Source organism: Halorubrum miltondacostae (genome assembly GCF_041379815.1).
In the GTDB taxonomy this organism is placed as follows: Archaea; Halobacteriota; Halobacteria; order Halobacteriales; family Haloferacaceae; genus Halorubrum; species Halorubrum miltondacostae.
Window position 1 is genome coordinate 953,692 of sequence record NZ_JBEDNY010000001.1, and the last position, 23,268, is coordinate 976,959.

Below are 23,268 nucleotides of genomic sequence, written 5' to 3' on the forward strand. Positions count from 1 at the left end.
TGTACGTGTGTAACGCGTGGCGTCGCCGCCTCTCCGACGCGTTCCTCGCCCCCGCCACGCTGCGTCCAATTCCCGCCCGCGGGTCTGTCGGCGGGCGAAGCTTTCAACACACGCTCCGGCGACTTCGCGACATGGACGCTGACCAGCCCTCGCCCGCCGCCGACAGGGACGACGACTCGCCAACCGTCGCCGAGGCGGTCGTCGACGCCATGCTGGACCGCGGTGTCGACACCGTCTTCGGAATCCCCGGGAAGCAGACCCTCCCGCTGAACCGCGCGCTCGCCGACCGCGACGCGCGCTTCGTCGTCGCCCGCCACGAGACCGCCGTGCCGCACCAGGCGTGGGGGTACGCCGAGACGAGCGAGCCGGGCGCGATGGCGGCCACCTGCGTCGTCCCCGGCCCGGGCGACACCAACGCGATGAACGGGCTGAAGAACGCGCTGAACGACTGCGTCCCCATGCTCCACCTCGCTGTCGAGACCGAGCGGTCGGTCCGCGGCGGCGACGGGATCCACGAGACGCCGCCGGAGACGTACGACACCGTCGTCAAGGACAACGTCCTCGTCGACTCGCCCGCGGGCGCGGTGCCGGCCGTCGTCGAGGCGATCCGGACCGCCCGCGAACACCCGCAGGGACCGGTCCGCGTGGGGATCCCGAAGGACTTCCTCGCGGGGCGGACCCCACAGCCCGCGGTCGGCGAGCGCGACCCCTCGCCGCCGCCGGCACCGCCCGCGGTGGCGGTGCGCGAGGCTGTAGACCGACTCTGTGACGCCACAGCGCCCGTCGTGCTCGCCGGCGGCGGCGTCAGGCGCGCGGACGCGACCGACGCGCTCCGGTCGGTGGCCAAGGGGCTCGACGCGCCGGTCGTGACGACGTACAAGGGGAAGGGGACGCTTCCCGAGACGCACCCGCTGTCGGCGGGGGTGCTCTGCGGGGGGGCCAGCACGGAGCTCCGGGGCCTCCTCGCGGACGCGGACGTCGGCCTCGTCGTCGGGTCCGACCTCGACGCGGTCGCGACCGCCTCATGGTCCGTCGCGATGCCGGAGACGCTGATCCACGTCACGCTCGACGGCGACGACGTCGGCTTCGGCTACGACGCGGACCTCGGCGTCGTCGCCGACGCGGACCGATTCCTCCGCGCGCTCGGCGATCGTCTCGACGAGGGAGCGGCGTCGACGCGCGGCGACGACGGCGCCGAACGCGCCGAGTCGGTCCGCGCGGCCGACCGCGGACGCTTCGCGGCGCTGTCGGAGTCGACGGAGAACGATGTGGGCGAGCAGTCGGCCGACAACCGGCCCCTCCGCTCCGTCGACGTGCTCTCGGCCGTGCGCGACGCGGTCCCGAAAGACGCGGTCGTCGCCGCCGACGCGGGCGGGTTCCGGCTGTGGACGCTCGTCTCGTTCCCGGCCTCGGGGCCGCAGTCGTACGTCAACCCCGGCTCGTGGGCGACGATGGGCACCGGGCTCCCGTCGGCGCTCGGCGCCAAGCTGGCGAACCCGGACCGCGACGTCGTCGCGCTCACCGGCGACGGCGGGCTCATGATGTGCGTCCACGAGCTCCACACGCTCGCGAGCGAGGGGATCGACGTCACGGTCGTCGCGCTCAACAACGACGACTACGCGATCATCAGCGAGGAGGCGTCGCGGTCGTACGACTTCCCGGACCAGAGCTACGGCTGGGCGGAGACCGGCCTCGACCTCGTCGCGGTCGCGTCCGGGATGGGCCTGCCCGCGGAGCGCGTCCGCGAGCGCGACGCGGTCGGCGACGCCGTCGAGCGCGCCCGCGCCCGTGACGGTCCGGCGCTCGTCGAGGTCGTCACCGATCCGGACGAACCGCAGGCGAGCGAGTGGATGACCGGGCCGCATCCGAGCGACTGATCCGGTCTCGGCGGCCCGCGCGAGACCGGTGTCCGGCCGATTTTGCCGCCCGCTCGGTTTCAGGCCGAGCGTTTCTGAGATCTGAAGCGATCTATATGTTCGTCGCCCCGCGACCTCGGATATGCGCAATCCCTGGGTCCACGACGACGTCCCGGACGACGCCGGGAGCGGATACGACGGACCGGTCCGTCTCCTCGCGGCGTTCATGTGGGGGACGCTGGCCCTCTCGGTCGGCGGATTCGTCCTGCTGTCCGGCGCGGGCGTCGTCGACCTCGCGGCCGGCGGGTCGCTTGGCGAGGTCGTCACGGGCGTCGTCGCCGCGCTGGCCCTAGCGCTCGCGCTCCCGCTCCTGTTGAAGCTGATCTCGATATCGCGGGTACTCGCAGCGGTCGCGTTCCTCGCGACGGGCGGGACCGTCGGTCGGTTCGTCGTCGCCCGCGAGCCGGAGCGGTTCCGCGCCCTCCTCGACGCGCGCGACGCACTCGCCGGGAACGCGGGGTCGATCGGCGAGCTCCTCGACGTTGTCGACTCGATGTCGCCAGCGACGGTCGACGCCGCAGCGGTGGCCGACGGCGCGGCAGCGGTAGTCGGGAGCGCTCTCTCGGCGGTCGACGTCGCGCTAGCGCTGCTCGTCGCCGTCGCGTGACCGCGACGACTCCCCGAGGCGTCCCGATCGTCGGCGCTCGCCCGCGTCATTCCTCCTCGCGTTCGCCTGGACGTGAGCCTTAACAACGCTCGTGGTGAACGCCGCCTATGACACGTCCGGACGACGTCGCGGTCGGCATCGTCGGCCTCGGCGGCATCGGGTCCCACCACGCGACGAAGCTCGCCGAGCGCGGCGCGAACCTCGTCGGCGGGATGGACGTCGACGCCGACGCCCGCACTCGGTTCCACGAGGAGTTCAGCGTCCCCGCCTACGAGGACGAGGGCGACCTCTACGAGGACTGCGACGCTGTGTTCGTCACCACACCGAACCGGTTCCACGAGGAGTACGCGACGTCGGCGCTGTCCGCCGGCCTCGACGTTCTCCTAGAGAAGCCGCTGGCACACACGCTCGACAGCGCCGAGCGTATCGCTCAGGCCGCCCGCGACGCCGACGGGTTCTGTATGGTCGGGTTCAACAACCGGTTCGCGGAGCCGGTCCAGGTGATCAAACACTACCAAGACGAGGGGCGGTTCGGCGAGACCACTCACGTCGAGGCGAACTACGTCCGGCGGCGCGGCGTGCCCGGACGAGGTTCGTGGTTCACGTCGGCGGACGTCGCCGGCGGCGGCGCGCTCATCGACATCGGCGTCCACGCGATCGACCTGGCGCTCTACTTCCTCGATCACCCGGAGGTCGTCGAGGTCACTGGGGAGACGCGGTCGGAGTTCGGCGGCCGCGACGATTACGCGTACGTCCACATGTGGGGTGACGACGTCGGGCCGGAGGGGTTCGACGTCGACGACTCTGCGTCGGCGTTCATCCGCGCCGCCGACGGCAGCACCGTCTCCCTGGAGGTCGCGTGGGCGACGAACCGGCCGACGACCGACGAGTTCGTCGTCCGCGGCACCGAGGCGGGCGCGACGTTCGACCGCGGCAGCGACGACCTCACCGTCCACGAGGCCGGCGTCGGCGGCGGCCACCACCTCGCGGACGCGACCGTGGAGACGCGCGACGGCGACGCGCACGCCGCCGAACAGGCGACGTTCCTCGAGGCGGCCGCCGCGGACGAGCCGCCGTCGATCAACACCGTCGAGGAAGGGCTGCGCGTCCAGCGGGTCGTCAACGCGATCTATCGCTCGGCGGAGACCGGCGCGGCGGTCCGGCTGGACTGAGCCAGCAGCGATGGGAACCTATTCGATGCTGGGCGGCGTTTCCGGTGACAACTCGTGACCCGCGATCCCGGCCCGACGCCGCCCTCCGAACGGATCACCAGCCTCGACGCGCTCCGCGGCTTCGCGCTGCTCGGCATCCTCGTCATCAACATCCGCGTCTTCTCGATGCCGGAGCAGACCCTGCTCAACCCCACCGTCTACGGCGACTTCACCGGGCTCAACTACTGGACCTGGTTCGCCGGCCACGTGTTCGCGCAGTCGAAGTTCATCACGGTGTTCTCGGCGCTGTTCGGCGCCGGCGTCCTGCTGTTCGTCGAGAGTAAGGAGGAGAAGGGCCAAGACGCCGCCCGCCTCCACCTCCGCCGGACCGCGGTGTTGATCGCCATCGGGCTTCTCCACGCGTACCTGCTGTGGTACGGCGACATCCTCGTCACCTACGGGCTCACCGGCATCTTCCTGCTGTTCGTCCGCGACCTCGACGCGCGCCGGCTCACCACGCTCGCTGGGGTGTTCCTGCTGTTCGTCCCCGCCATCGAACTGTTCGCCGCGGTGTCGGTCGGTGGCGAGGCGATCGCCGCCCAGTGGCAGCCCGCGGAGGCCGCGATCCGAGAGCAGGTGGCCGCCTACCGCGGCGGCTGGATCGACCAGATGAGCCACCGCGTCTCCTCGTCGTTCCAGCGACAGACGTCCGGGTTCATCGGACAGAGCTTCTGGCGCGTCGGCGGCGTGATGCTGCTCGGGATGGCGCTGTACAAGGAGGGCGTGCTGACCGGCGAGCGCTCGACGGCGTTCTACCGCCGGCTCGTCGCCGCCGGGGTCGTCGGCGTCGGCATCGTCGTCGCGGGCGTCGCGTACGTCGAGGCGAACGACTGGAGCGCCGGGGCCGCCCTCTACTGGCGGCAGTTCAACTACGTCGGGAGCCTCCTCGTCGCCGGCGGCTACGTCGGCCTCGTCACCCTGTTCGTCCGGTGGCGCGGGGAGGGACTCGCGACCCGCGCGCTCGCCGCGGTCGGCCGCACCGCGTTCACGAACTACCTCCTCCAGACGGTCGTCGCGACGACGATATTCTACGGCCACGGGCTCGGACTGTTCGGCTCCGTCAGCCGCGTTGAGGCGATGGCGATCGTCGTGGCGATCTGGGCGGTCCAAGTCCCGCTCTCGGTGCTCTGGCTGCGGTACTTCCGGTTCGGCCCCGTCGAGTGGGTGTGGCGGACGCTCACTTACGGAGAGGCCCAGCCGATGCGGCTGGAGAACTGAGGCCGCGTTCTCCGAACTGAGACTCGCGAGGACACGTTCAACACCCCGCCGACGAACTCCCGCACATGAGCGGCTTCGACGTCCATGACCACCGCCACGAACTGAAACAGCTCCGCGACTCCGGCGCGACGAGCCTCTGGGAGAACCGCGAGGAGATGGCCTGTCCGGTGTGCGAGGGTGTCTTCTCGCGGCTATTCGTCACGAGGCAGACGGGGACGACGTTTCCGGAGAACGACGGCGCGCGGTTCTGTCTCCTCCGCGACGAGGACGCGGTGTACCTCTTCCGGCACTGAGTTCGAGGGGGACTCAGTCGTCTCCGACGGGGTCGACGCCGGGCTCGGGATCGTCGATGTACCGCTCGGTCCACGTGCCGCGCGAGAACCACGCGACGCCGAGGATGGCCCCGAGGACGTTCCCGAGGGCCATGCCGACCCAGACCCCGGTCTCGCCCCAGCCGGCCACGAACACGAGGTAGGCCACGCTCGCGACCCGCCCGACCCAGAGCGTGACGATCGAGATCACCATCGCCGTCTTCGTGTTGCCGGCCCCGCGGAACGCGCCGAGGATCACCTGCGAGACGCCGATGAAGGCGAACTCCACCGAGCGGATCTGTACGTACTCGACCGCGTAGCCGATCGTCGCCGGCGCGTCCGGCACGTCGCCGAGGAAGGCCCCGACGATGGGCTCGGTGAACGTCACGGCGACGACCGCGACGAGGAACATCACGCCCGCGCCGGTCGTGGCGGCGAACTTCACCGCCTTGCCCGCGCGGTCGGCGCGGTTCGCGCCGAGGTTCTGCCCGACCATCGTGTCGATGGCGCGGCCGAGCCCCATCGCGGGCAGGAAGACGAGCGAGATGAGCCGGTTGCCGAGCCCGTAGGCGGCGACGACCGGCGGCGAGAACGTGACGATCATCGCGGTGAGCGTGATCATCGCGAGCGCGCTCGTCGTCTGCTCGACGCTGGAGGGGAGCCCGAGCCGGAAGATGTCGCGGATGAAGTCGAGGTCGGGGACGAGGTGCCCGAGCGTCACGTCGGGCCCGTACCCGGTCCCGAACAGGACCCAGAGCCCGATGGCGGTCGCCACGCCGCGCGAGAGGATCGTCGCGAGCGCGGCCCCCCGGATCCCGATACCGGTGATCCCCGTCATCGAGAGCAGGGTCGCCTCCAGCGCGACCGGGTCGAGCGCCGCGAGGCCGGGCACCGCGGCGAGCCACGCGAACAGCGGGTTCCCCTCGAAGCCGAAGATGAAGAACGGGTCGAGGAGGACGTTCAGCAGGACGGAGACGAACATGACCGCCATCGGCGTCCGCGTGTCGCCGTAGCCGCGCATCAGCGCCGAGAAGACGAAGAACCCGAACATCAGCGGGATGCCGGCGAAGATGACCTCCATGTAGTCGGCCGCGAGCGGGATCACCGTCACCGCGGTCTCCGCGTCGCTCGGGAGGATCCTGAGGGCGGGCCGGGTGTAGAAGTAACCGCCGATCCCGATCAGCACGGAGAGCACGGAGACGGTGAATATCGTCTGTCCCGCCACGAGCCCCGCGGAGCCGTCGCCGTCGGCTCCGGTGTACTGCGCGACGAGGATCGCGCCCGCCGTTGTGAAGCCGCCGGCGACCGCGATCAGCAGGAAGATCAGGGGGAACGCGAGGCTGATCGCGCCGACGGCCTCCGCCGAGAAGCGGCCGAGGTAGAGGGTGTCGACGATGTTGTACGTGACCTGTAACAGTTGGATGACGACGATCGGCCACGCCAGGCGGAACAGCGGTCGGAGGAGGCTCCCCTCGGTGATCGACCCGCCGTCGAGGGGGCCGTCGTCGGGGTCGCCGGCCGCACCGTCGGAGGGGTCGTCCGGGTCAGCAGCGGGCTCGTCGCTCACTGGGTTAGAACGACGGGCGCTCTCTATCAGGCTTCCGATCCGGTCACAGGCCCGCTCCGCCGTCGCCGCGCTCGTCGCCCTTGGCGTCGGCGGAGACCTCGTCGACGGCGGTGCCACCGTCCCCCGCGGCGTCGCCGTCGAGGTCCCCATGCTGGCGCAGCGCGTCGGAGTCCGGACCGGTCCGGGCGTCGGCCTCGGCGTTGACCCGGGCGACGCCCGAGGTGTCGTCGAAGACGAGGTGGCGGTGCGGGTACGCCATCTCCACGTCAGCGTCGGCCAGTCGCTCCCGGATCCGGGTGTTGACGTCCGACTGGACTTTCGACAGCTTGTATGGCTTCTTCACCCAGTAGCGGAGCCGGAGGAGGATCCCGTCGTCGCCGAACTCGTGGAGGCGACAGTCGGGGCCGGCCATGTACCGCGCCACACCGATCCGGATGTCGGGTCCGCCGCCGATGACGGCGTCGCAGTCCCGCGCGGCGCGCTCGATGGTCCGACGCGCCTCGGGGACGTCGCTCTCGTAGGTGACGAGGACGTCGATCGACCGCCGCGTCCGCTCGTCCTCGGCGGAGAGGTTCGTCACGTCGCGCTCGCGCATCGTCCCGTTCGGAACGACGAGGAAGGTGTTGTCGACCGTGAATATCTTCGTGTACCGGATCGTGATGTCCTCGACGAACCCCGCGGTCCCGTCCTCTAACTCGATCATGTCGCCGATCTCGAACGGCTGGTCGGCGAGGACGAACACGCCGTTGATGAAGTTCCCGACGATCGGGGCGAGGATGATACCGATGACCGCCGAGAACACCGCCGTCCCGAGGAGGAGGTCGGAGAACCGGAAGCCGGCGGCCCCGAGACCGACGAGGAGCGCGGCCCCGATCGTCCCCGCCCGGACGCCGCGGACGATGGTCTGCGCGACGCTCTGCCGCGACACGCGGCGCGCCACCGGCCGACCGATCAGCCGGACGAGGAAGTTGGCGAGGACGACGCCGACCGCGAGCGACGCGACGACGGTCAGCAGGTCGGCTCCCGGGAGGTCCGCGAGCCGAGCCGCGACCTCGGCGGCCCGCGAGATGACCGCCACAACTGCCGTCCCGTCCCGAAAGACCATGCCGATTCGGCGTGGGCCACCCGAAAAAGCATTTCTCCACGCGAACGACCGTGGGCGGAAGAACCGACGACTGGGAACGGGACGCGCCGCGCGGAGGAGGAGGCTCCGAAAACGCGTACAACTCGGCTCATAGTAAGAAGTTATAATCCCCGCCCCCCTTTTCACGGTATGACAGACGATCTCCGGGACACGCTCGATCGCGTCGGGGACCGGTTCAATCTCGGCGAGTACGAGATCGACGCCTACCTCGCGGTGTTGGAACACGGGGAACTGACGGCGAGCGACATCGCGGACCGGACCGACATCCCGCAGCCGCGGGTGTACGACACCGTCCGGAGCCTCTCCGACCGTGGGCTCGTCGAGCTGCGCGAGTCGCGGCCGATGAAGATCGTCGCCGTCGACCCCGAGGACGCCTTCGGCGAACTGCGCTCGTCGTTCACCGAGATGGTCGACGAGCTGGAGGCCCGGTACACCGCGCCGACCCGGGAGACGGAGGCGGTGTCGCTGGTCAAGTCGCGCTCGACGATCCTCCGGTACCTCGAAGAGGTCATCGCGAACGCGGAGTACGAGCTTGCGCTGTCGCTCACGCCCGGGCTCCTCCGACGGTTCCGCGACGAGCTCGCCGCGAAGGTCGCCGCCGGCGTCAGCGTCGAACTGCTCGTCACCCCGGCGTCGAACGCGCCCGACCCGGCGGAGTTCGATTACCTTGAAGTCGCGACCATCGCCCGCGCCCGCCGCGGCATCACCACGCCGGTCCTCGCCGTCGGCGACGGCGAGTACTCGGTGTACGCCACCCAGGACGCGCTCCGGGACGACCGCGAGCGCTACGGCGTCATCTTCAACCGCTCCGCGCTCGGCTTCCTCGTCTCGGGCTTCTTCGGGACGGTCCTGTGGACGACCGCCGAGACGCTCGCCGCCGACGGGGAAGAGCGGCCCTTCCCGCGCCGCTACGCCTCCATCCGTCGCGCCGTGAAGGATGTCCGCGAGTTCGACGGCGAGGAGTTCTACGCGACGGTCGAGGGCCGCGACATCGAGACCGGTGAGGAGGTGACGGTCCGCGGGAAGGTCGTTGACGTCGCGATCGTCGAGACCGAGGAGGTGGCGTCGCTTGTCGTCGAGACGGAGAACGGCCGCGTCGAGATCGGCGGCCGTGTCGCCGCCCTCGAGGACGTCGAGGGCCAGGAGATCGTGATCGGGCGGGGCGAGCCGCCGGCGCTGTGAGGCGGGGACGGGACGCCGCGGCGTCGGCGTTCAAGTGTCCGGGGACCGAAGCGCCCCCGTGACCGACGACGCGTTCCCCGACGACGAACGGGAGGCACCGACCGTCTCCTGCGAGCGGTGCGGCCGCGAGTGGCGCCTCGACCGCGAGGTCGAGGAGATCCCGCCCGGGGGCCACGCGGTCGAGCAGTTCGCGCTCGACCACGAGCGACACACCGGCCACTACCCGGACGACGTGAGCCCGTGGACCGCCCGCTGCGAGCGCTGCCCGGCCGGCGAGCGGTTCCTCGCGGAGCGGCCCGCCCGTCGCTGGGCGGAGACGCACGCGCGACACACGCGCCACGCCGTCCGCCTCGAACCCCCGTCGGGAGACTCAGAGGTCGTCTCGCCCGGAGACGACGCGGACCGATCGTAGCGCGCTGGCAAACCTCCCGCTTCCTGCCTCTTCGTCACGGACCAAGCGCGGCGATGTCCGCGCCGACGGCGGCACGGGCGTCGGCCGGGTTCGGGTCACTGTCGACCAGGTGCGTCCACTCGCAGGCGGGCAGCGCGGCGATGCGGTCCCGGATCGCGGGGCGGTACGGCGCGGCCGACGCGACCCCATCGCCGTCGCCCCAGATGTCGTCGATGACGGTCCGCGAGTCGATCCGGACCTCGACGGCGGTCGGGTGACAGCGCGCGGCCAGCGCCTCCAGCCCGAGGTGGAGGGCCGCGTACTCCGCGGTGTTGTTCTCGGCGCGCCCCCCGACGGGTCGGCCCAGCTGTCCGAGGGGGTCGTCGTCGACCAGCAGCACGGCCCCCGCGCCGGCCGGCCCCGGGTTGCCGCGCGAACTCCCGTCGACGTAGAGGACGACCTCGTCGGCGGACCCGCGCCGGTCGTCGCCCGTCAGCGGCGGGTCGGCGGCGAGGACCGCCTCGACCGCGGTCCGGATCTCGGCGTCGGTCGTCGTCGGGTCGAACAGGCCGCCGTAGCCGGTGACGGCGTCGTCGATGGCGTCGATCGCCGGTCGCATCTCGTAGCCGTACAGGGCGAGGACGTCGTCGACGCGGCTCGCCAGCGGCGAGAGACGGTCGGTAGGGAGTTGGTCCACGGCTATCGCCCCCGCGAGCGCGTCGTTTTGACCCGACTCATCATGTTCCGCTTCGGCGGCACAGGCAAAAAGACGGCGGCGATGAGCACGAACCGAACGCATTCGTACCCGCCGCGCGTGGCCGTCGTATGGAGTACACCACGCTCGGGCGTTCGGGGACGAAGGTGAGCCGGATCGGGATCGGGACAAACACCTTCGGCGGCGACGCCGAATGGCACCTCTCGGCCGACGAGGCCCAGGAAGTCGTCGACACCGCGATCGAACACGGAGTCAACTTCTTCGACACCGCGAACGCGTACAACACCGGCGAGAGCGAGCGCGTGTTAGGCGAGGCGCTGGAGGGCTACGACCGCGACCGCCAGGTGATCGCGACGAAGGTGTATTTCCAGATGGACGACGACCCGAACTCGGGCGGGCTCTCGCGGAAGGCGATCGAACAGGAGCTGTCGAACTCCCTGGAGCGGCTCGGAATGGACGCGATCGACCTCTACCAGATCCACCGCTGGGACGACGACACGCCGATCGAGGAGACGCTGCGGACGCTCACCGACGCCGTCCGGCGCGGCGACATCAGACACCTCGGGGCGTCGTCGATGTGGGCCCACCAGTTCGCGGCGGCGCTCCACGCGGCCGAGCGGGGCGGCCAGGAGCCGTTCGTCACGATGCAGAACCACTACAACCTCGCCTACCGCGAGGAGGAGCGCGAGATGGTCCCGCTCTGCGAGAAGCGCGGCGTCGGGCTGATCCCGTGGAGCCCGCTCGCCCGCGGGTTCCTGACGCGCCCGCACGACGAGCTGGAGACGACCGTCCGGGGCGAGACGGACCAGTACCTCCACGAGCGACTGGAGACGTACGCGGTCGGCGGCGGGCGGGAGATCAACGAGCGCGTCGAGGAGCTCGCGGCCGAGAAGGGGGTGAAGATGGCGCAGATCGCGCTGGCGTGGCTGCTCCACCAGGACGCGGTCGACGCGCCGATCGTCGGCGCGCGGAAGCCCGAGTACGTCGTCGACGCGGTCGAGGCGCTCGACATCGATCTCTCCGACTCCGACCTCGACTGGCTGGCCGAGCCGTACGAGCCGGTCCCGATCGACGGCCACGACTGACCCCCGTAGTGGTGGGCAACCAGTGGTTCGTCGGCCGCCAAACTCGGGATGGAACGCGCCGATCGCGGAGTGACTCGCGCGCGTCGCAGACCCCGGGGAGCCGCCACACCGACAGTGTATTTACCTTACGAGCGCGACCGATTCGACATGACCCTCGTCGTGGTCCCGGTTCGATTCCCTCCCTCGTCGCACTCGGCGGCGACGCTCCGAGAAGCGGTCCGCGTCGCCGAGGAGCGCGACGCCGACCTCACGGTGCTCCACGTCGACCTGTTCCAGCGTTCCGGCGGCGTCTCCCGCAGCGACCTCAAGCGCGCGGTCGAGGAACGGATCGGCCGGCTCGACCGCGCCCGCTACGTCGTCCGCCGCGGGTTCCTCGTCGAGGAGACGATCCTCGAGGAGATCGTGGCAGAGGGGGCCGACGTCGTCGTCATCGGCTCGAAGCAGGCCGGACGCTGGCGCCGGATGGTCCAGAAGCTGCTCTCCGACCCCGACATCGACGAGTTCCTCCGCAGCCAGCTCGACTGTACCGTGATCACTGTCGATGCCGACGGCGAGACCACGGGCGAGGGGGGAGACGGCGACGACGACGTTCCCCTCCCGAACGACGGCGACGACTGACGCCGTCGGCCTACTCCGCGACCTCGTACTGCCGCTCGTACTCGATGACCGTCGCCACGCGGTCGGCGACGTCGCCCCCGAACTCGCGCTCGACGACGTACAGCGCAAGGTCGATGCCGGAGGTGACCCCGCCCGCCGAGAGGAGGTCGCCGTCGTCGACGACGCGCGCGTCGACGACCTCCGCGCCGGACTCCCGGAGCTCATCGACCGCGGCGGCGTGCGTGACGGCCCGGCGACCGTCGGTGACGCCCGCTTCCGCGAGCAGCATCGACCCGGTACACACCGAGGCGATCCGGGTGCCCACCGCGTGGTGCGCGGCGAGCGCGCGCGGCACGTCGCCCTTCTGCGCCTCGGCCCACGCGCTCGCCTCCTCGTTGCGCGCGCTCCAGCCCCCGCCAGGGACCACGAGCAGGTCGGGGGCGTCGTCGGCGTCCGCCTCCGGGAGCGTCCCGTCGACTCCGACGCGGGTCCCGTGGCTCGCGGTCACTCGGTCGCGGTCGTCGAGGGTGACGTACCGGACGCGCCCCATACTCTCGGCGTCGTCGCGCTCGTCGCCCTCAGCGGCGAAGCCGAGCGCGTAGTCGAACACCTCGTACGGGCCGATCCCGTCCAGTTCGTCGAACCCGTCGTACACCAGAACGTCGACGTTCACACCGGTCTGAAAGGCGGCGGGCGGCTTGTGCGTTCCCCTCCGGCGGAGGCGTCCCCGCCGAAACGTCGAGGCGCGACGCGAAGCGACGCCGAGACACGACCCCGCGAGCCAGTCGCCGCGCCGCGTCACTGGTCCGCGAACGCGGCCACGACTCGTTCGACGTCCGCGGCGACGCGCTCCGGGTCGACGCGCTCGCCGCGGTAGGCTCGCTCGACGACGCCGTCCGGGTTGACGAGCAGCGTGACGACAAGGTGCGTGAAGTCGTACCCCGGGAGGCGGTCGCTCTCCGTCGTCCGCTCGAACCCGATCCCCAGCCGGTCCTCGACCACGGTCTTCGCGCGGGCCGGCGTCTCGGGGCGGAGGTAGCGCCAGTTGCCCGCGTCGCGGTCGACGCCGATCGTCTCGGCGTTCTCGCGGAGCGCCGCCGCGTCGTCGCGCTCGGGGTCGAAGGTGATCGGGAGGAAGTACACGTCGTCGGTCAGTCCCGCCTCCGCGACGCGGCGCTGGACCATCACCCACTGGCGGAGCAGGATCGAACACTCGACGGGACAGAAGGTGAACACGCCGGTCACGAGGGCGGTGCGGTCGAGCGCGTCGCTGTCGAACGTCTCGTTCGCGAGCGGGGCCGGCAGCTCGAACGACGGGAGCGGCTGGCCGTACGCCGGGTACGCGAGGTCCTCGCTGTCCGCGAGCTGGTCCTCCTGCGGGTCGAGCACGACGCCGTCCGGGCTCCCGCCGAACAGGCGCGAGGTACAGCCCGCGACGGACCCGGCGGTCGCCGTCCCGACGCCGGCGAGCAGCGTTCGGCGCTTCATGTTCGACGGATCAGGCGAGCGGCGCATAACGCGTCTGGTGCGATCGACGAACGCGCTCGGCCGGCGCACCCGCCGACCCCGCGGCGGCGAGGGGGCGCCGCCCCGCTCCACCGCCGAACCGCTCAGAAGGGCGCGTAGTACGGGATCGGCGGGTGCGGGAGCGGGACGCCGAGCGTCGCAAGCCCGTGCTGGAGCGGGACGTACCCGAGCGCGACGAACGCGACGCCGAGCACGCGGTGGATCCGGAGCCGCGTCTCGAGGCGGATCGACCCGAACACGGTGCCGAACAGCAGCATCGACGGCACCGTCCCGAGGCCGAGGAGTCCCAGCGCCGCGACCCCGCCGAGCGCGCTCCCCTGGACGAACGCGTACAGGAAGGCCGGGTAGAGGAGCGGGCACGGCAGAAATCCGTGGGCTGCCCCAAGCCCGGCGATCCGCCAGTCGCCGACCCACGCGTCGACGCGGGCGACGATCCGGTCGCTCACCGCGCTCGCGGCCCGGTCGAATCCCGGTATTGGGACTGACTCCAGCTTCAGTCGGAGCGCGTACCGCGCACCGACGGCGATGATCGCCGCGCCGACGAGAATGCCGGTGAGCGCGTGGACATCGTCGGCGACGGCGGTGACCGTCCGCCCCGTGACGAACGCGAGGCTCCCGGCGAGCCCGAAGAGGCCGCCGAGGACCGCGTAGCTCGCCGTCCGACCGAGGTTGAACAGCGCGTGCTGACGGACCTGCCGCACGGTGAGGTCGTCGTCGCGCTCGCCGCCCCCCTCGCCGGCCCGCATCCGGTCGGCGTAGGTGGTGACGAGCGGCCCGCACATCCCGAGACAGTGCGCGCCGCCGAACAGTCCGACGAAGAGGAAGACGCCGAGGCCGAGCGAGTCGGTCGCGTAGAGGGACCCGCTCGGTTCGCAGGTCGCCGTCCCGACGCCCGCGACGAGCGCCCGGAGTGTCTCGGTCCCAGTGAGGATGCCCATGTCGGACGAACGCGTCCCGTGGCGCTAACCGATCCGGTGCGAACGGCGAACGGGTCAGCCCTCTGCGTCGAGGAGGGAGTCGACGGTCCGGACGAAGCGGTCGACGAGCCGGTCGGGCAGCGAGGGCGACACCTCGTCGAGCAGCGCCGCCGTCCGGTCGGGGCGGGCCAGCGAGATCGTCATCGGGCGGTCGGGCGACTTCTCGACGATCCCGTGGTCGGCGAGCGTCGAAACGTGCCACGACACCGTGCTCTTCGCGAGGTCGAGGTCGTCCGCGAGCGCCACCGGCCGGGTCGGCCCCGACGCGTGGAGCCGGACGACGATCTCCCGCGCGGTCTCGCGCCTGAGGAACGCGAGCGTCCGTCGGTCCCACGCGTCCGTGTCCGGGTCGAAGTAGTGCGCACGCCCGCCGATCCGCTCGACAGCCAGCTCGCCGTCGCGGACGAGCCGTCGGAGGTGGTACTGGGTCTGCCCCGTCGCGATGTCGAGCTCGCGGCTGATCCGGTTGAAGTGGACGCCGGGCGTGCCGCGGACGTGACGTCGGATCCGGGCTCTGGTGTCCGACATTTCTGACTGTTCGCGCTACCGTCGGACTGGATAAAAGGGGCTCGCGCGGTCCCCTCGTCTGAGAACGGCGACCGGGAGTGTCTTCTTATTTGTCGCCGTCGAACGGGGGAGCATGACGGGGTCGCTATCGAGATCGGTGTCGGCGCTCGCCGGGTGGTCGGTAGAGGGGTCGCTCCCGATTCTGGCGGTCGTGGTCGCCGCCGGACTCGGGACCGGTCTTCTCTTCACCGTCAGTCTCGCCGCGTACCGACGGCGTCGACGGGCGCAGTACCGACTGATCTCCCTCGCCGTCGGCGCGCTCCTGGCCCGGTCGGTCGTCGGCGCGGGGACCGTTCTCGGGGTCGTGCCGATGCCGGTCCACCACCTCCTCGCGCACAGCTTCGACTTCCTGATCGCCGCCATCGTCCTCTACGCGGTGTACGCGCACGCGCCGGGGGCGGTCGGCGACGACGCGGCGACCGAGTGACGCGCCGCTGCGGGCGCGTCGGATGTCCCGGAGAGAGTCCCCCACTCCCGCCGGCTCACTGCCGGAACCGCTCTCGGGTCCGCTCGAGCGCCACGTCGACGTGCGACCGGAACGCGAGGATCGACGCGGCCGCGACGCCCCCGCCGACGGTCCAGCCGACGAGGGATGCGACCGCCCGCCCGCTCGCGACGAACCCGCCCTCCGGCGCGAAGGCGACGCCGATCACGTGCTCGAAGACGAGCCCCCTGAACGCCCCGTTGGGTGTGAGCGCGATCGACCCCGCGACCCCGCTCGCCGAGCCGCCGGCCGACAGCGACCGGAGGACCGCGAGGTCGCCGCCTACGACCCCCGCGAGCAGCGCGAGGACGGCGAGCGCCACCGCGCTCCGCCGGCTCGTCGCGACCACCGACACCGCCGCGGACAGCGACAGGTACGCTGCGCCGAACAGAACGACGAACGCGAGGAACCGGACGAAGAGCACCGGCGAGTCGACGCCGGCGTGGGTGGCGAAGATGCCCGTGTCCGGGGCGGCGGTGAACCAGACGTACGCGCCGACGAGCGCGAACGGCCCGCCGACGATCGCCACGAGCGCGGTCGTCCGCGCCAGCAGTACCCCGAGGGCGTACTCGGCCGCGCTCACCGGATACGTCCGGATCACGGCAAGCTCGCCGCTCGCGGCGTCGGCGAACAGCGCGCGGTAGCCCAGCACGACCGCGAGCAGCGGCACCAACACCTCGGTCGGCAACAGCAGGTCGACGACCGCGGGGACGAACCCGGTCGCGCCGCCGCCGCCGACCGCGACGAGCCCGCCGAGCACGACTAGCAGCCCGACGGCGAGGACGGCGTAGCCCGGGGTTCGGCGCACCGTCGCCAGCTCGCGGCGGAAGACGAGCCAGACGCCCGCGACCGCGCTCGTCATCGGTCCGACACCCCCGCGACGTGAACTGACTCGGCGTCGCGCTCACCATCGGCGTCGCCGTCGCTCGCCTCATCGCCGGATCCCGGTCCGTCCGGCGAGCCCCCGACCACGGCGCGGTACAGCTCGCGGACGTCGGCGGCGTCGTGCTCGGCGAGCAGTCGCTCTCGGGGTCCCCCCGCGGCGACGGACCCGCGGCGGAGGACGACGACGGCGTCCGCGTGCGCGTCGACGAGGTCGAGGTCGTGCGAACTGACGACGACGGCCGCGTCGTCGCCCGCGCGAGCCGCCGCCCGGAACGCCCGCTCGCGCATCTCGGGGTCGAGCCCGCTGGTCGGCTCGTCGAGGACGACGACCGCCGGGTCGCCGAGCGTCGCCTGCGCGATCCCGAGCAACCGGCGCATCCCGCCCGAAAGCGTCTCGATGCGCTTTCTGGCCGCGTCGGCGAGCCCGACTCCCGCCAGCGCGGCGTCCGGGTCGCCGTCGACGAGCGCCGCGTAGAACCCGAGCGTCTCGCGGGCGGTGAGGCCGTCGCGGAACGGGACCCGCTGCGGGAGGTAGCCGACGCGCTTGTCCCCGCCCTCGCGAGGGCCACCGTGCCGGTACCGGACCGTTCCGGCCGTCGGCTCGACGGCACCGGCGAGGACGCCGAGGAGCGTCGACTTGCCGGAGCCGTTGGGGCCGACGACCGCGGTGACGCCCGTTCCCACGGACAGCGACACGTCGGTGAGGACGGGGACGCCGCCGTACGTGCGCGCGACCCCGTCGAGCGTCGCGGACGGCTCGTCGGTCATCGCCGGCCTCCCACGGCCGCGAGCCGGTCGGAAGGGGGCCGCGGCGTCGGGCCGCGGAGCGCCGTGGCGTTCGCCGACTCCCCGAGTGCGGCCCGCCAATCTGTCGGGATCGGTCGGTCCGCGTCGCCGTCGGCCGTCGCGGCGTCGACTCGCTCGGGGTGGTACGGGGCGGACGCCGGCGCCGGGTCGACGATGCTCCCCGACCGCGCGCCGGGGACGGTCCCGCGGAGGCGGTCAAGGAGCCGGGCGGCGGGCGACTCGCGCACCGTGACCGCGCTCGCCTCGCGGTGGAGCGCCGCGTCGACCGGCGACGTCGGGCGGTACGCGCGGCTCCCGGCGTCGCGCGGTTCGACGTTCGCGCCCTCCCAGTAGTTCCCGCGGTCGCCGTCGGCCCACACCCGCAGCGCGCCGGCACCGGCGGCGGCGTGGTCCCCGTTGCTGACGAAGTCGTTCGCGACGACCCGGCTCGACGGGACCACGGTCGTCGCGCGCGCGCCGAGCTCGTTGTCGACGACGACGTTGTGCTCGTACAGCGACCCGCGGGCGCTCGTGGAGAAGCCCAGCTCGTTGCCGACCAGCGTGTTGTAGCCGAGGTACGTCTTCGTCCCTGACGCCTGGATCCCCGCGCTCGAGTCCCGGACGTCGTTGCCGACGATCACGTTGCCGGCGGGTCTGGTCATCACGGTGATGCCGGCGAACAGCTCGTTCCGGTACGCGTTGTCGGCTACCAGCGCGTCGCCGGTGTACATGAGGTGCGTCCCGTACCGGTTGTCCGCGAACGTCGAGTTCCGCACGACGGAGCCGTCCGCGCGGTGGAGGTAGATCCCGTCGCGACCGCCCTCGAACCGGCTGTCGGCGACGGTGACGCGGGACTCCATCCCAGTGATGCCCATGAACCCGTCCTGCCACTCGTCGGTCCCGTCGACGCGGAGCTCCGTGACGGTCGCGTCGGACCCCTCGCGCAGCAGCAGGCCGCTCGCGTTCGTGTCGACGACGACGTCGTCGACGACCAACCCCGGCGCGCCGACCGCCTTGATCCCCGCGTCGCCGTAGCCGTACCCCAGCTGGATGTTCGTGTCCCACGTGCCGCCCTCGGAGTCGCGCGACTCGCGGGCGGCGTCCGGGTCCCGCGTCCGGTTCCCGGTCCCCCCGATCCGGAGCCCGGTGAGCGCCACGTCCGGCGCGCGGACCGTGATCACCGAGCCGTTTCCGTTCCCGCGGACGCGGGCCGGTCCGGTCCCCGCTCCCCGGGCCGCGCTGCCGGCGATCGTCACGGACCGGTTCACGGTCACCGTCTCCTCGTATGTTCCGGGAGGGACCACGACGGTCGTGTTCGGCGGCGCCGCTTCGACCGCGGCGGCTATCGTCGGCGCGTCCTCGCCGACGACCACCGAGACCGGTCGGTCCGCGCGCCGCTCCGCCGCGGCGATCCGCCGGTCGGCCGTCCGCCAGCGCTCCGGAGCGGCGGCCCGCACGAGCGCCGCGGAGCCGACGCCGAACGACCGATTGCGAACGCCCGCCCAGCCGACGACTGAGCCGCCGTACTCGGCCGCGAACGCCGCGGCCGCCTCCTCGGTCGCGAACGGGACGGCCGTCTCGCCCGCCGGGGTGTGCGCGTCGCTGCCGACGACGTACCGGGCCTCCGCCACCGGCGTCCACCCCCCGGACCCGCTCGCGGCGAGCAGCCCCGAGTCGGTCGTGTGCGGGCTCCGGTGGTCGAACGTGTCGACGTACGCGACGAGGGGGTAGCCGAACTGTCGGTCGGTCCGCCCGTCCGACAGCGACGCGGCGAACGACCCGACCCCGTTGTAGCCGACGACGTACTGGAGCTGCGAGTAGAACACCTGGACCCGGGGAAGCGTCGCATCCCCGGCCATCAGCGCGTCCGTCTCGGAGGAGAGCCCCAGTTCGACCGCGTCGTCGTACGCGACCGGCTCGGGGACCGAGTCGCTCGGGTCGGCGGCGAACGCGCCGGCCGTCACGACCGCGGCGAGCGCGACGAGGCCGACGGTCGCGAGCCGGACGCGACGCGACCGGGCGGTGTCGGGGTCGAAAACTGCCACACGTGAGCTTCGAACGGCGACGACTTATCAGGTCTGGTTCGTTCCTCGAACGCACCGTTGAACGCGTCCCGAGGGGCTAAGAGGGCCGTTCGGTAAGTGAGAGATATGAACCCGACCAATCTGTCGACTGCCACTTCCGGCGCGCAGACGAACCGATCCGCGGGCGGGTCGCCGCTCTCTCGGCGGGCGCTGCTGGGCGGCGTCGCCGCGGCCGGCGTTGCCGGTCTCGCCGGCTGTGCGGGCGACGAGTCGGCGTCGATCAGTCCCGTCTCAATCGGCGACGACCAGGCCTGCGACCAGTGTGGCATGATCGTCTCGGACCACCCCGGCACGGTCGGCCAGGTCCACTTCGAGGACGACGAGCCGGAGGGCGGGCGCCCGGCGCAGTTCTGTAGCGGGACCTGTACGTACACCTACCGCTTCGACGCAGAGGGCGAGGGCCGGACCGCGCTGGCGACGTTCCTCACGGACTACTCGGCGGTCGATCAAGAGGTGTTCGAGTCGGGCGGTGACACGATGTTCTCCTCCCACGTCGAGAGCGAGGCGTTCGCGCGCGAGCCGGAGCTGACGGTCGTCGTGCGGAGCGAGGTCATCGGCGCGATGGGGCCCGACCTGGTCCCGTTCAGCGACGACGGCGACGTCGAGGAGTTCACCGCCGAGTACGGCGGCGAGGCGATGGCCGCGACCGAGGTGGAGCGAGCGACGCTGGAGGCCCTCTGAAAAGAATCGGCGACCGCTGCGATGAGTTATGTTCGGTCCGGGACCGACTCCGTCCCCGAGCCCCGACTACTCCCCGGCGCCCCACCGCTCGACGCGCTTCGGACGGTCGGAGACCGCCATCACGTCGAGGTCGTCGCTGGCGTGGTCGAGCGCCTCCAGCGCCGCCGTCGCGGAGGCGTGCGTCGAAAAGTAGGTAATCTCCTCTTCGACGGCCACCTCCAGCAGGTCGCGCTGGCGCGAGACGATGAGGTCGAGATCGCCGCGCTTCGCGGCCTCGATCAGGTCCGTCGCCCCGCTCAGATCGAAGTGTTCCGCGTACCCGTCGACGAGCGCCTCGCCCGCCTCGGTGCCGGGGTCGGGGAACTCCTCCGCCGAGAGGTCGACGACGGCGATGCCGGACTCCGGGATGGGCTTGCCGGTCGAGTCCTGCGCCTTGTCGTACGCCTTGCCGAAGGAGGTCGCGGTGCCCATCACCTCGCCAGTCGACTTCATCTCCGGCCCCAGACGCGGGTCCGAGCCCGGCAGGCGGTCGAACGGGAGGACGACCTCCTTCACGCTGCGGTGTTCGGGGATCTGCTCGTCGGCGTCGAGGTCGGCGAGCGTCAGGTCGTCGGTCATCACCTTCGCCGCGAGCTTGGCGATGGGGACGCCCGTCGCCTTCGAGACGAACGGGACGGTCCGCGAGGAGCGCGGGTTCGCCTCCAGCACGTACACCTCGCTGTCCGCGTCGGGGTCGTCGACGCCGGTGACCGCCAGCTGGACGTTGAGCAGGCCGACCGTGTCGAGCGCGCAGGCGATGTCCTCAGTGACCTCGCGGACCCGACCGAGCGTCTCCTCGCCCAGTGACCGCGGCGGGATCATGCACGCGGAGTCACCCGAGTGGACGCCCGCGCTCTCGACGTGTTCCATCACACCGCCGAGCAGGACGTCCTCGCCGTCGGCGACCGCGTCGACGTCCAGTTCGACCGCGTCGTCGAGGAACTGGTCGACGAGGATCGGCTTGTCGGGGGAGACCCGGACCGCCTCCTCGATGTACTCTTCCAGCTCCGCGTCGTCCTCGACGACCCGCATCGCGCGGCCGCCCAGCACGTAGGAGGGGCGCACGAGGACAGGGTAGCCGATCTCGTGGGCGAGTTCGAGCGCCTCAGCCTCGCTGGTCGCGGTGCCCCCCTCGGGCTGAGCGATTCCCATCTCGTCCATCAGGACGTTGAAGCGGTCGCGGTCCTCCGCGAGGTCCATCGCCTCGACGCTCGTCCCTAGGATCTCGCAGTCGAGCCCGCGGCGCTCGATCTCGGCTTCGAGCGGTTCGCCCACGTTGACCGACGTCTGGCCGCCGAACTGGACCATCACGCCGTCGGCCCCGGTCGTCTCGATCACGTCGGCGACCTCCTCCGCGGAGATGGGCTCGAAGAACAGGCCGTCGGAGGTGTCGTAGTCCGTCGACACCGTCTCGGGGTTGTTGTTGATCACGTGCGCGTCGATACCGAGCTCCCGGAGCGCGCGCACCGCGTGGACCGCGCAGTAGTCGAACTCGACGCCCTGGCCGATGCGGATCGGGCCGCCGCCGACGACCACGACGCTCTCGACGTCGGGGTCGACGCGGACCTCGTTCGCCGCGCCGGCCGTGTCGGCCCCTTGGAGGAACTCCGGCAGCCGCGCGGAGTAGTAGTACGGCGTGGAGGCCTCGAACTCGCCCGCGCAGGTGTCGACCTGCTTGTAGGTGCGGTCTGGCACCGCCGTCTCGACGTCGCCGACGCTGGCGTCGACGCCGCCGGCGGTCGCGGTCGCCGCGATCTCGGCGTCGGTGCGGCCGACCATCGCGGCCTCGGTGAAGTCGCCCTCCGCGGCCGCCGCGGTCCCGGCGGCGATCTTCTCGAAGCGCTCGACGTACCACCGGTGGATGCCGGTGAGGTCGATCACGTCGTCGACGTCGTAGCCGCGGTCGAACGCCTCGAACATCGCGTACGGGCGATCCGGGCTGGGGCGTTCGAGGTACTCCGACTCCAGCTCGTCGTCGGCAACTTCGTCGAAGTCGACGGCGGGGTCGTACTCCGAGGAGCGCAGCGCCTTCACCATGCTCTCCTCGAACGTCCGGCCGATCGACATCGCCTCGCCGGTGGACTTCATCGCCGTGCCGAGCTCGAAGTCCACGTCGTCGAACTTGTCGATGGGCCACCGCGGCACCTTCGTCACCACGTAGTCGATGGCGGGCTCGAAGGCGGCGGTCGTCTCGCCGGTGATCTCGTTGTCGATCTCGTGGAGCCGCTTGCCGAGCGCGACCTTCGCGGTGACGCGGGCGATCGGGTACCCGGTCGCCTTCGACGCGAGCGCGGAGGAACGGGAGACGCGCGGGTTCACCTCGACGACGCGGTACTCGCCGCCCGGCGTGCCGTCGTCGTGCCACGCGAACTGAATGTTACAGCCACCCTGGATGCCGAGGTCGCGGATCACTTCGAGCGCCGCGTCCCGCATCTCCTGGTGGCCGTCGTCGGGGATGACCTGCGAGGGGGTGACGACCGTCGACTCGCCGGTGTGGATCCCCATCGGGTCGATGTTCTCCATGTTACAGATGATGATACAGGAGTCGTCCGCGTCCCGCATCACCTCGTACTCCAACTCGACCCAGCCCGCGATGGACTCGGTGACGAGCACCTCGCTGTTACGGGAGAGGCGGAGTCCCTTGCGCACGCGCTCGACCAGCTCCTCGAACTCGTCGACGACGCCGGAGCCGGAGCCCCCGAGGGTGTACGTCGTCCGCGCGATGACCGGGAGGCCGCCGACCGCGTCGACCGCCTCCTGAACGCGTCCGCGGAACGCCTCCTCGTCGAAGTCGGTGACGGATTCGCCCTCGTCCAAGGAGATAGTGGTCGATTTGGGGACCGGCTGCCCCAGCCCCTCCATCCGCTGGCGGAACAGGTCGCGGTCCTCCGTGGCGTAGATGGTGTCGAGCGGCGTCCCCATCACCTCGACGTCGTGCTCCTCCAAGATGCCCTCCTCCGCGAGTTCGGCGGTGACGTTGAGCCCGGTCTGGCCGCCGAGGCCCGCGATGACGCCGTCCGGCTCCTCGATGCGGATGACCTCCGCGATGGCCTCTGGCGTGATCGGCTCGATGTACACCCGGTCGGCCGTCTCCGGGTCGGTCATGATCGTCGCCGGGTTCGAGTTCACGAGGACGACGCGCGCCCCCTCTTCTTGGAGCGCGCGACACGCCTGCGCCCCCGAGTAGTCGAACTCGGCCGCCTGTCCGATCTGGATCGGTCCGCTGCCGATAAGAAGAATTGTCCGGTCCTCGCTCATTACGCGGACCGAATACGCTCATCGTAATAAGGTCGG

The 23,268-nt window shown here is 71.5% G+C and carries 22 protein-coding genes; 11 read left to right on the top strand and 11 right to left on the bottom strand.

Annotated features, from left to right (window positions below; all coding sequences use genetic code 11):
- Positions 1 to 131 precede the first annotated feature (131 nt).
- The 5 genes from ABNG04_RS05325 to ABNG04_RS05345 all read left to right on the top strand — a co-directional run bounded on the left by ABNG04_RS05325 (position 132) and on the right by ABNG04_RS05345 (position 5,245).
- Complete coding sequence (locus tag ABNG04_RS05325; RefSeq protein ID WP_371160670.1) at positions 132 to 1,877, top strand: thiamine pyrophosphate-binding protein; 1,746 nt, start codon at positions 132 to 134, stop codon at positions 1,875 to 1,877.
- A gap of 121 nt (positions 1,878 to 1,998) precedes the next feature.
- The gene (locus tag ABNG04_RS05330) at positions 1,999 to 2,523 is read left to right on the top strand and encodes a hypothetical protein (protein WP_371160672.1); all 525 of its coding nucleotides are present in this window, start codon (positions 1,999 to 2,001) and stop codon (positions 2,521 to 2,523) included.
- A gap of 107 nt (positions 2,524 to 2,630) precedes the next feature.
- The gene (locus tag ABNG04_RS05335) at positions 2,631 to 3,695 is read left to right on the top strand and encodes a Gfo/Idh/MocA family protein (RefSeq protein ID WP_371160674.1); all 1,065 of its coding nucleotides are present in this window, start codon (positions 2,631 to 2,633) and stop codon (positions 3,693 to 3,695) included.
- A 54-nt stretch (positions 3,696 to 3,749) separates the two neighbouring features.
- Positions 3,750 to 4,952 carry a DUF418 domain-containing protein gene (locus ABNG04_RS05340; protein WP_371160676.1) on the top strand — a complete coding sequence of 401 codons (1,203 nt, stop codon included), beginning with the start codon at positions 3,750 to 3,752 and terminating at the stop codon, positions 4,950 to 4,952.
- 65 nt (positions 4,953 to 5,017) lie between these two features.
- Positions 5,018 to 5,245, top strand: coding sequence for a DUF7385 family protein (locus tag ABNG04_RS05345; protein ID WP_371160678.1), 228 nt, complete (start codon positions 5,018 to 5,020; stop codon positions 5,243 to 5,245).
- Positions 5,246 to 5,258: 13 nt separating this feature from the next.
- Here ABNG04_RS05345 and ABNG04_RS05350 read toward each other — a convergent pair whose 3' ends face one another.
- Together ABNG04_RS05350 and ABNG04_RS05355 are read right to left on the bottom strand one after the other, a co-directional pair.
- Positions 5,259 to 6,830: an MATE family efflux transporter gene (locus ABNG04_RS05350; protein ID WP_371160679.1), complete on the bottom strand. Its 1,572-nt coding sequence runs from the start codon at positions 6,828 to 6,830 to the stop codon at positions 5,259 to 5,261.
- A gap of 43 nt (positions 6,831 to 6,873) precedes the next feature.
- The gene (locus tag ABNG04_RS05355; RefSeq protein ID WP_371160681.1) at positions 6,874 to 7,935 is read right to left on the bottom strand and encodes a mechanosensitive ion channel family protein; all 1,062 of its coding nucleotides are present in this window, start codon (positions 7,933 to 7,935) and stop codon (positions 6,874 to 6,876) included.
- A gap of 168 nt (positions 7,936 to 8,103) precedes the next feature.
- On the opposite strand from ABNG04_RS05355, the gene trmB reads away from it, so the two are divergent.
- Positions 8,104 to 9,156: an HTH-type sugar sensing transcriptional regulator TrmB gene (trmB, locus tag ABNG04_RS05360; RefSeq protein ID WP_371160683.1), complete on the top strand. Its 1,053-nt coding sequence runs from the start codon at positions 8,104 to 8,106 to the stop codon at positions 9,154 to 9,156.
- Positions 9,157 to 9,214: 58 nt separating this feature from the next.
- Entirely contained in the window at positions 9,215 to 9,568 is a 354-nt protein-coding gene (locus ABNG04_RS05365; protein ID WP_371160684.1) for a DUF8062 family protein, read from the top strand.
- A gap of 34 nt (positions 9,569 to 9,602) precedes the next feature.
- Here ABNG04_RS05365 and ABNG04_RS05370 read toward each other — a convergent pair whose 3' ends face one another.
- Positions 9,603 to 10,244, bottom strand: a complete 642-nt coding sequence (locus ABNG04_RS05370; protein ID WP_371160686.1) for a ribonuclease HI family protein — start codon at positions 10,242 to 10,244, stop codon at positions 9,603 to 9,605.
- Positions 10,245 to 10,372: 128 nt separating this feature from the next.
- Between ABNG04_RS05370 and ABNG04_RS05375 the strand changes: the two genes are divergently transcribed.
- Both ABNG04_RS05375 and ABNG04_RS05380 read left to right on the top strand, forming a co-directional pair.
- Positions 10,373 to 11,347 carry an aldo/keto reductase gene (locus tag ABNG04_RS05375; RefSeq protein WP_371160688.1) on the top strand — a complete coding sequence of 325 codons (975 nt, stop codon included), beginning with the start codon at positions 10,373 to 10,375 and terminating at the stop codon, positions 11,345 to 11,347.
- A gap of 147 nt (positions 11,348 to 11,494) precedes the next feature.
- The gene (locus tag ABNG04_RS05380; protein ID WP_371160689.1) at positions 11,495 to 11,965 is read left to right on the top strand and encodes a universal stress protein; all 471 of its coding nucleotides are present in this window, start codon (positions 11,495 to 11,497) and stop codon (positions 11,963 to 11,965) included.
- Positions 11,966 to 11,975: 10 nt separating this feature from the next.
- Here ABNG04_RS05380 and ABNG04_RS05385 read toward each other — a convergent pair whose 3' ends face one another.
- From ABNG04_RS05385 to ABNG04_RS05400, 4 genes are all read right to left on the bottom strand, one after another.
- A complete protein-coding gene (locus ABNG04_RS05385) occupies positions 11,976 to 12,617 on the bottom strand; it encodes a DJ-1/PfpI family protein (protein WP_371160691.1) in 642 nt (213 codons plus the stop codon).
- A 125-nt stretch (positions 12,618 to 12,742) separates the two neighbouring features.
- The gene (locus ABNG04_RS05390; RefSeq protein ID WP_371160692.1) at positions 12,743 to 13,432 is read right to left on the bottom strand and encodes an SCO family protein; all 690 of its coding nucleotides are present in this window, start codon (positions 13,430 to 13,432) and stop codon (positions 12,743 to 12,745) included.
- Between the two features lie 122 nt (positions 13,433 to 13,554).
- A complete protein-coding gene (locus ABNG04_RS05395; RefSeq protein ID WP_371160694.1) occupies positions 13,555 to 14,409 on the bottom strand; it encodes a sulfite exporter TauE/SafE family protein in 855 nt (284 codons plus the stop codon).
- Positions 14,410 to 14,463: 54 nt separating this feature from the next.
- Positions 14,464 to 14,976, bottom strand: coding sequence for a winged helix-turn-helix transcriptional regulator (locus tag ABNG04_RS05400; protein WP_371160696.1), 513 nt, complete (start codon positions 14,974 to 14,976; stop codon positions 14,464 to 14,466).
- 112 nt (positions 14,977 to 15,088) lie between these two features.
- Here ABNG04_RS05400 and ABNG04_RS05405 point away from each other — a divergent pair, with 112 nt between their 5' ends.
- A complete protein-coding gene (locus tag ABNG04_RS05405; RefSeq protein ID WP_371160698.1) occupies positions 15,089 to 15,442 on the top strand; it encodes a DUF7471 family protein in 354 nt (117 codons plus the stop codon).
- Between the two features lie 55 nt (positions 15,443 to 15,497).
- Here ABNG04_RS05405 and ABNG04_RS05410 read toward each other — a convergent pair whose 3' ends face one another.
- Genes ABNG04_RS05410 through ABNG04_RS05420 form a run of 3 tightly spaced genes read right to left on the bottom strand, consistent with a single transcriptional unit; the run spans position 15,498 to position 19,215 of the window.
- On the bottom strand, positions 15,498 to 16,361 hold the full coding sequence (locus ABNG04_RS05410) for a copper ABC transporter permease (protein ID WP_371160700.1): 864 nt from the start codon (positions 16,359 to 16,361) through the stop codon (positions 15,498 to 15,500).
- Entirely contained in the window at positions 16,358 to 17,152 is a 795-nt protein-coding gene (locus ABNG04_RS05415) for an ABC transporter ATP-binding protein (RefSeq protein ID WP_371160702.1), read from the bottom strand. Before ABNG04_RS05415 ends, ABNG04_RS05410 begins: the two co-directional genes overlap by 4 nt.
- Positions 17,149 to 19,215: a NosD domain-containing protein gene (locus ABNG04_RS05420; protein WP_371160704.1), complete on the bottom strand. Its 2,067-nt coding sequence runs from the start codon at positions 19,213 to 19,215 to the stop codon at positions 17,149 to 17,151. Before ABNG04_RS05420 ends, ABNG04_RS05415 begins: the two co-directional genes overlap by 4 nt.
- A gap of 105 nt (positions 19,216 to 19,320) precedes the next feature.
- Between ABNG04_RS05420 and ABNG04_RS05425 the strand changes: the two genes are divergently transcribed.
- Positions 19,321 to 19,935: a nitrous oxide reductase accessory protein NosL gene (locus tag ABNG04_RS05425; protein WP_371160706.1), complete on the top strand. Its 615-nt coding sequence runs from the start codon at positions 19,321 to 19,323 to the stop codon at positions 19,933 to 19,935.
- A 66-nt stretch (positions 19,936 to 20,001) separates the two neighbouring features.
- Here the strand turns inward: ABNG04_RS05425 and carB are convergent, their stop codons facing one another.
- The gene (carB, locus tag ABNG04_RS05430; RefSeq protein WP_371160708.1) at positions 20,002 to 23,232 is read right to left on the bottom strand and encodes a carbamoyl-phosphate synthase large subunit; all 3,231 of its coding nucleotides are present in this window, start codon (positions 23,230 to 23,232) and stop codon (positions 20,002 to 20,004) included.
- Between the last annotated feature and the right edge of the window lie 36 nt (positions 23,233 to 23,268).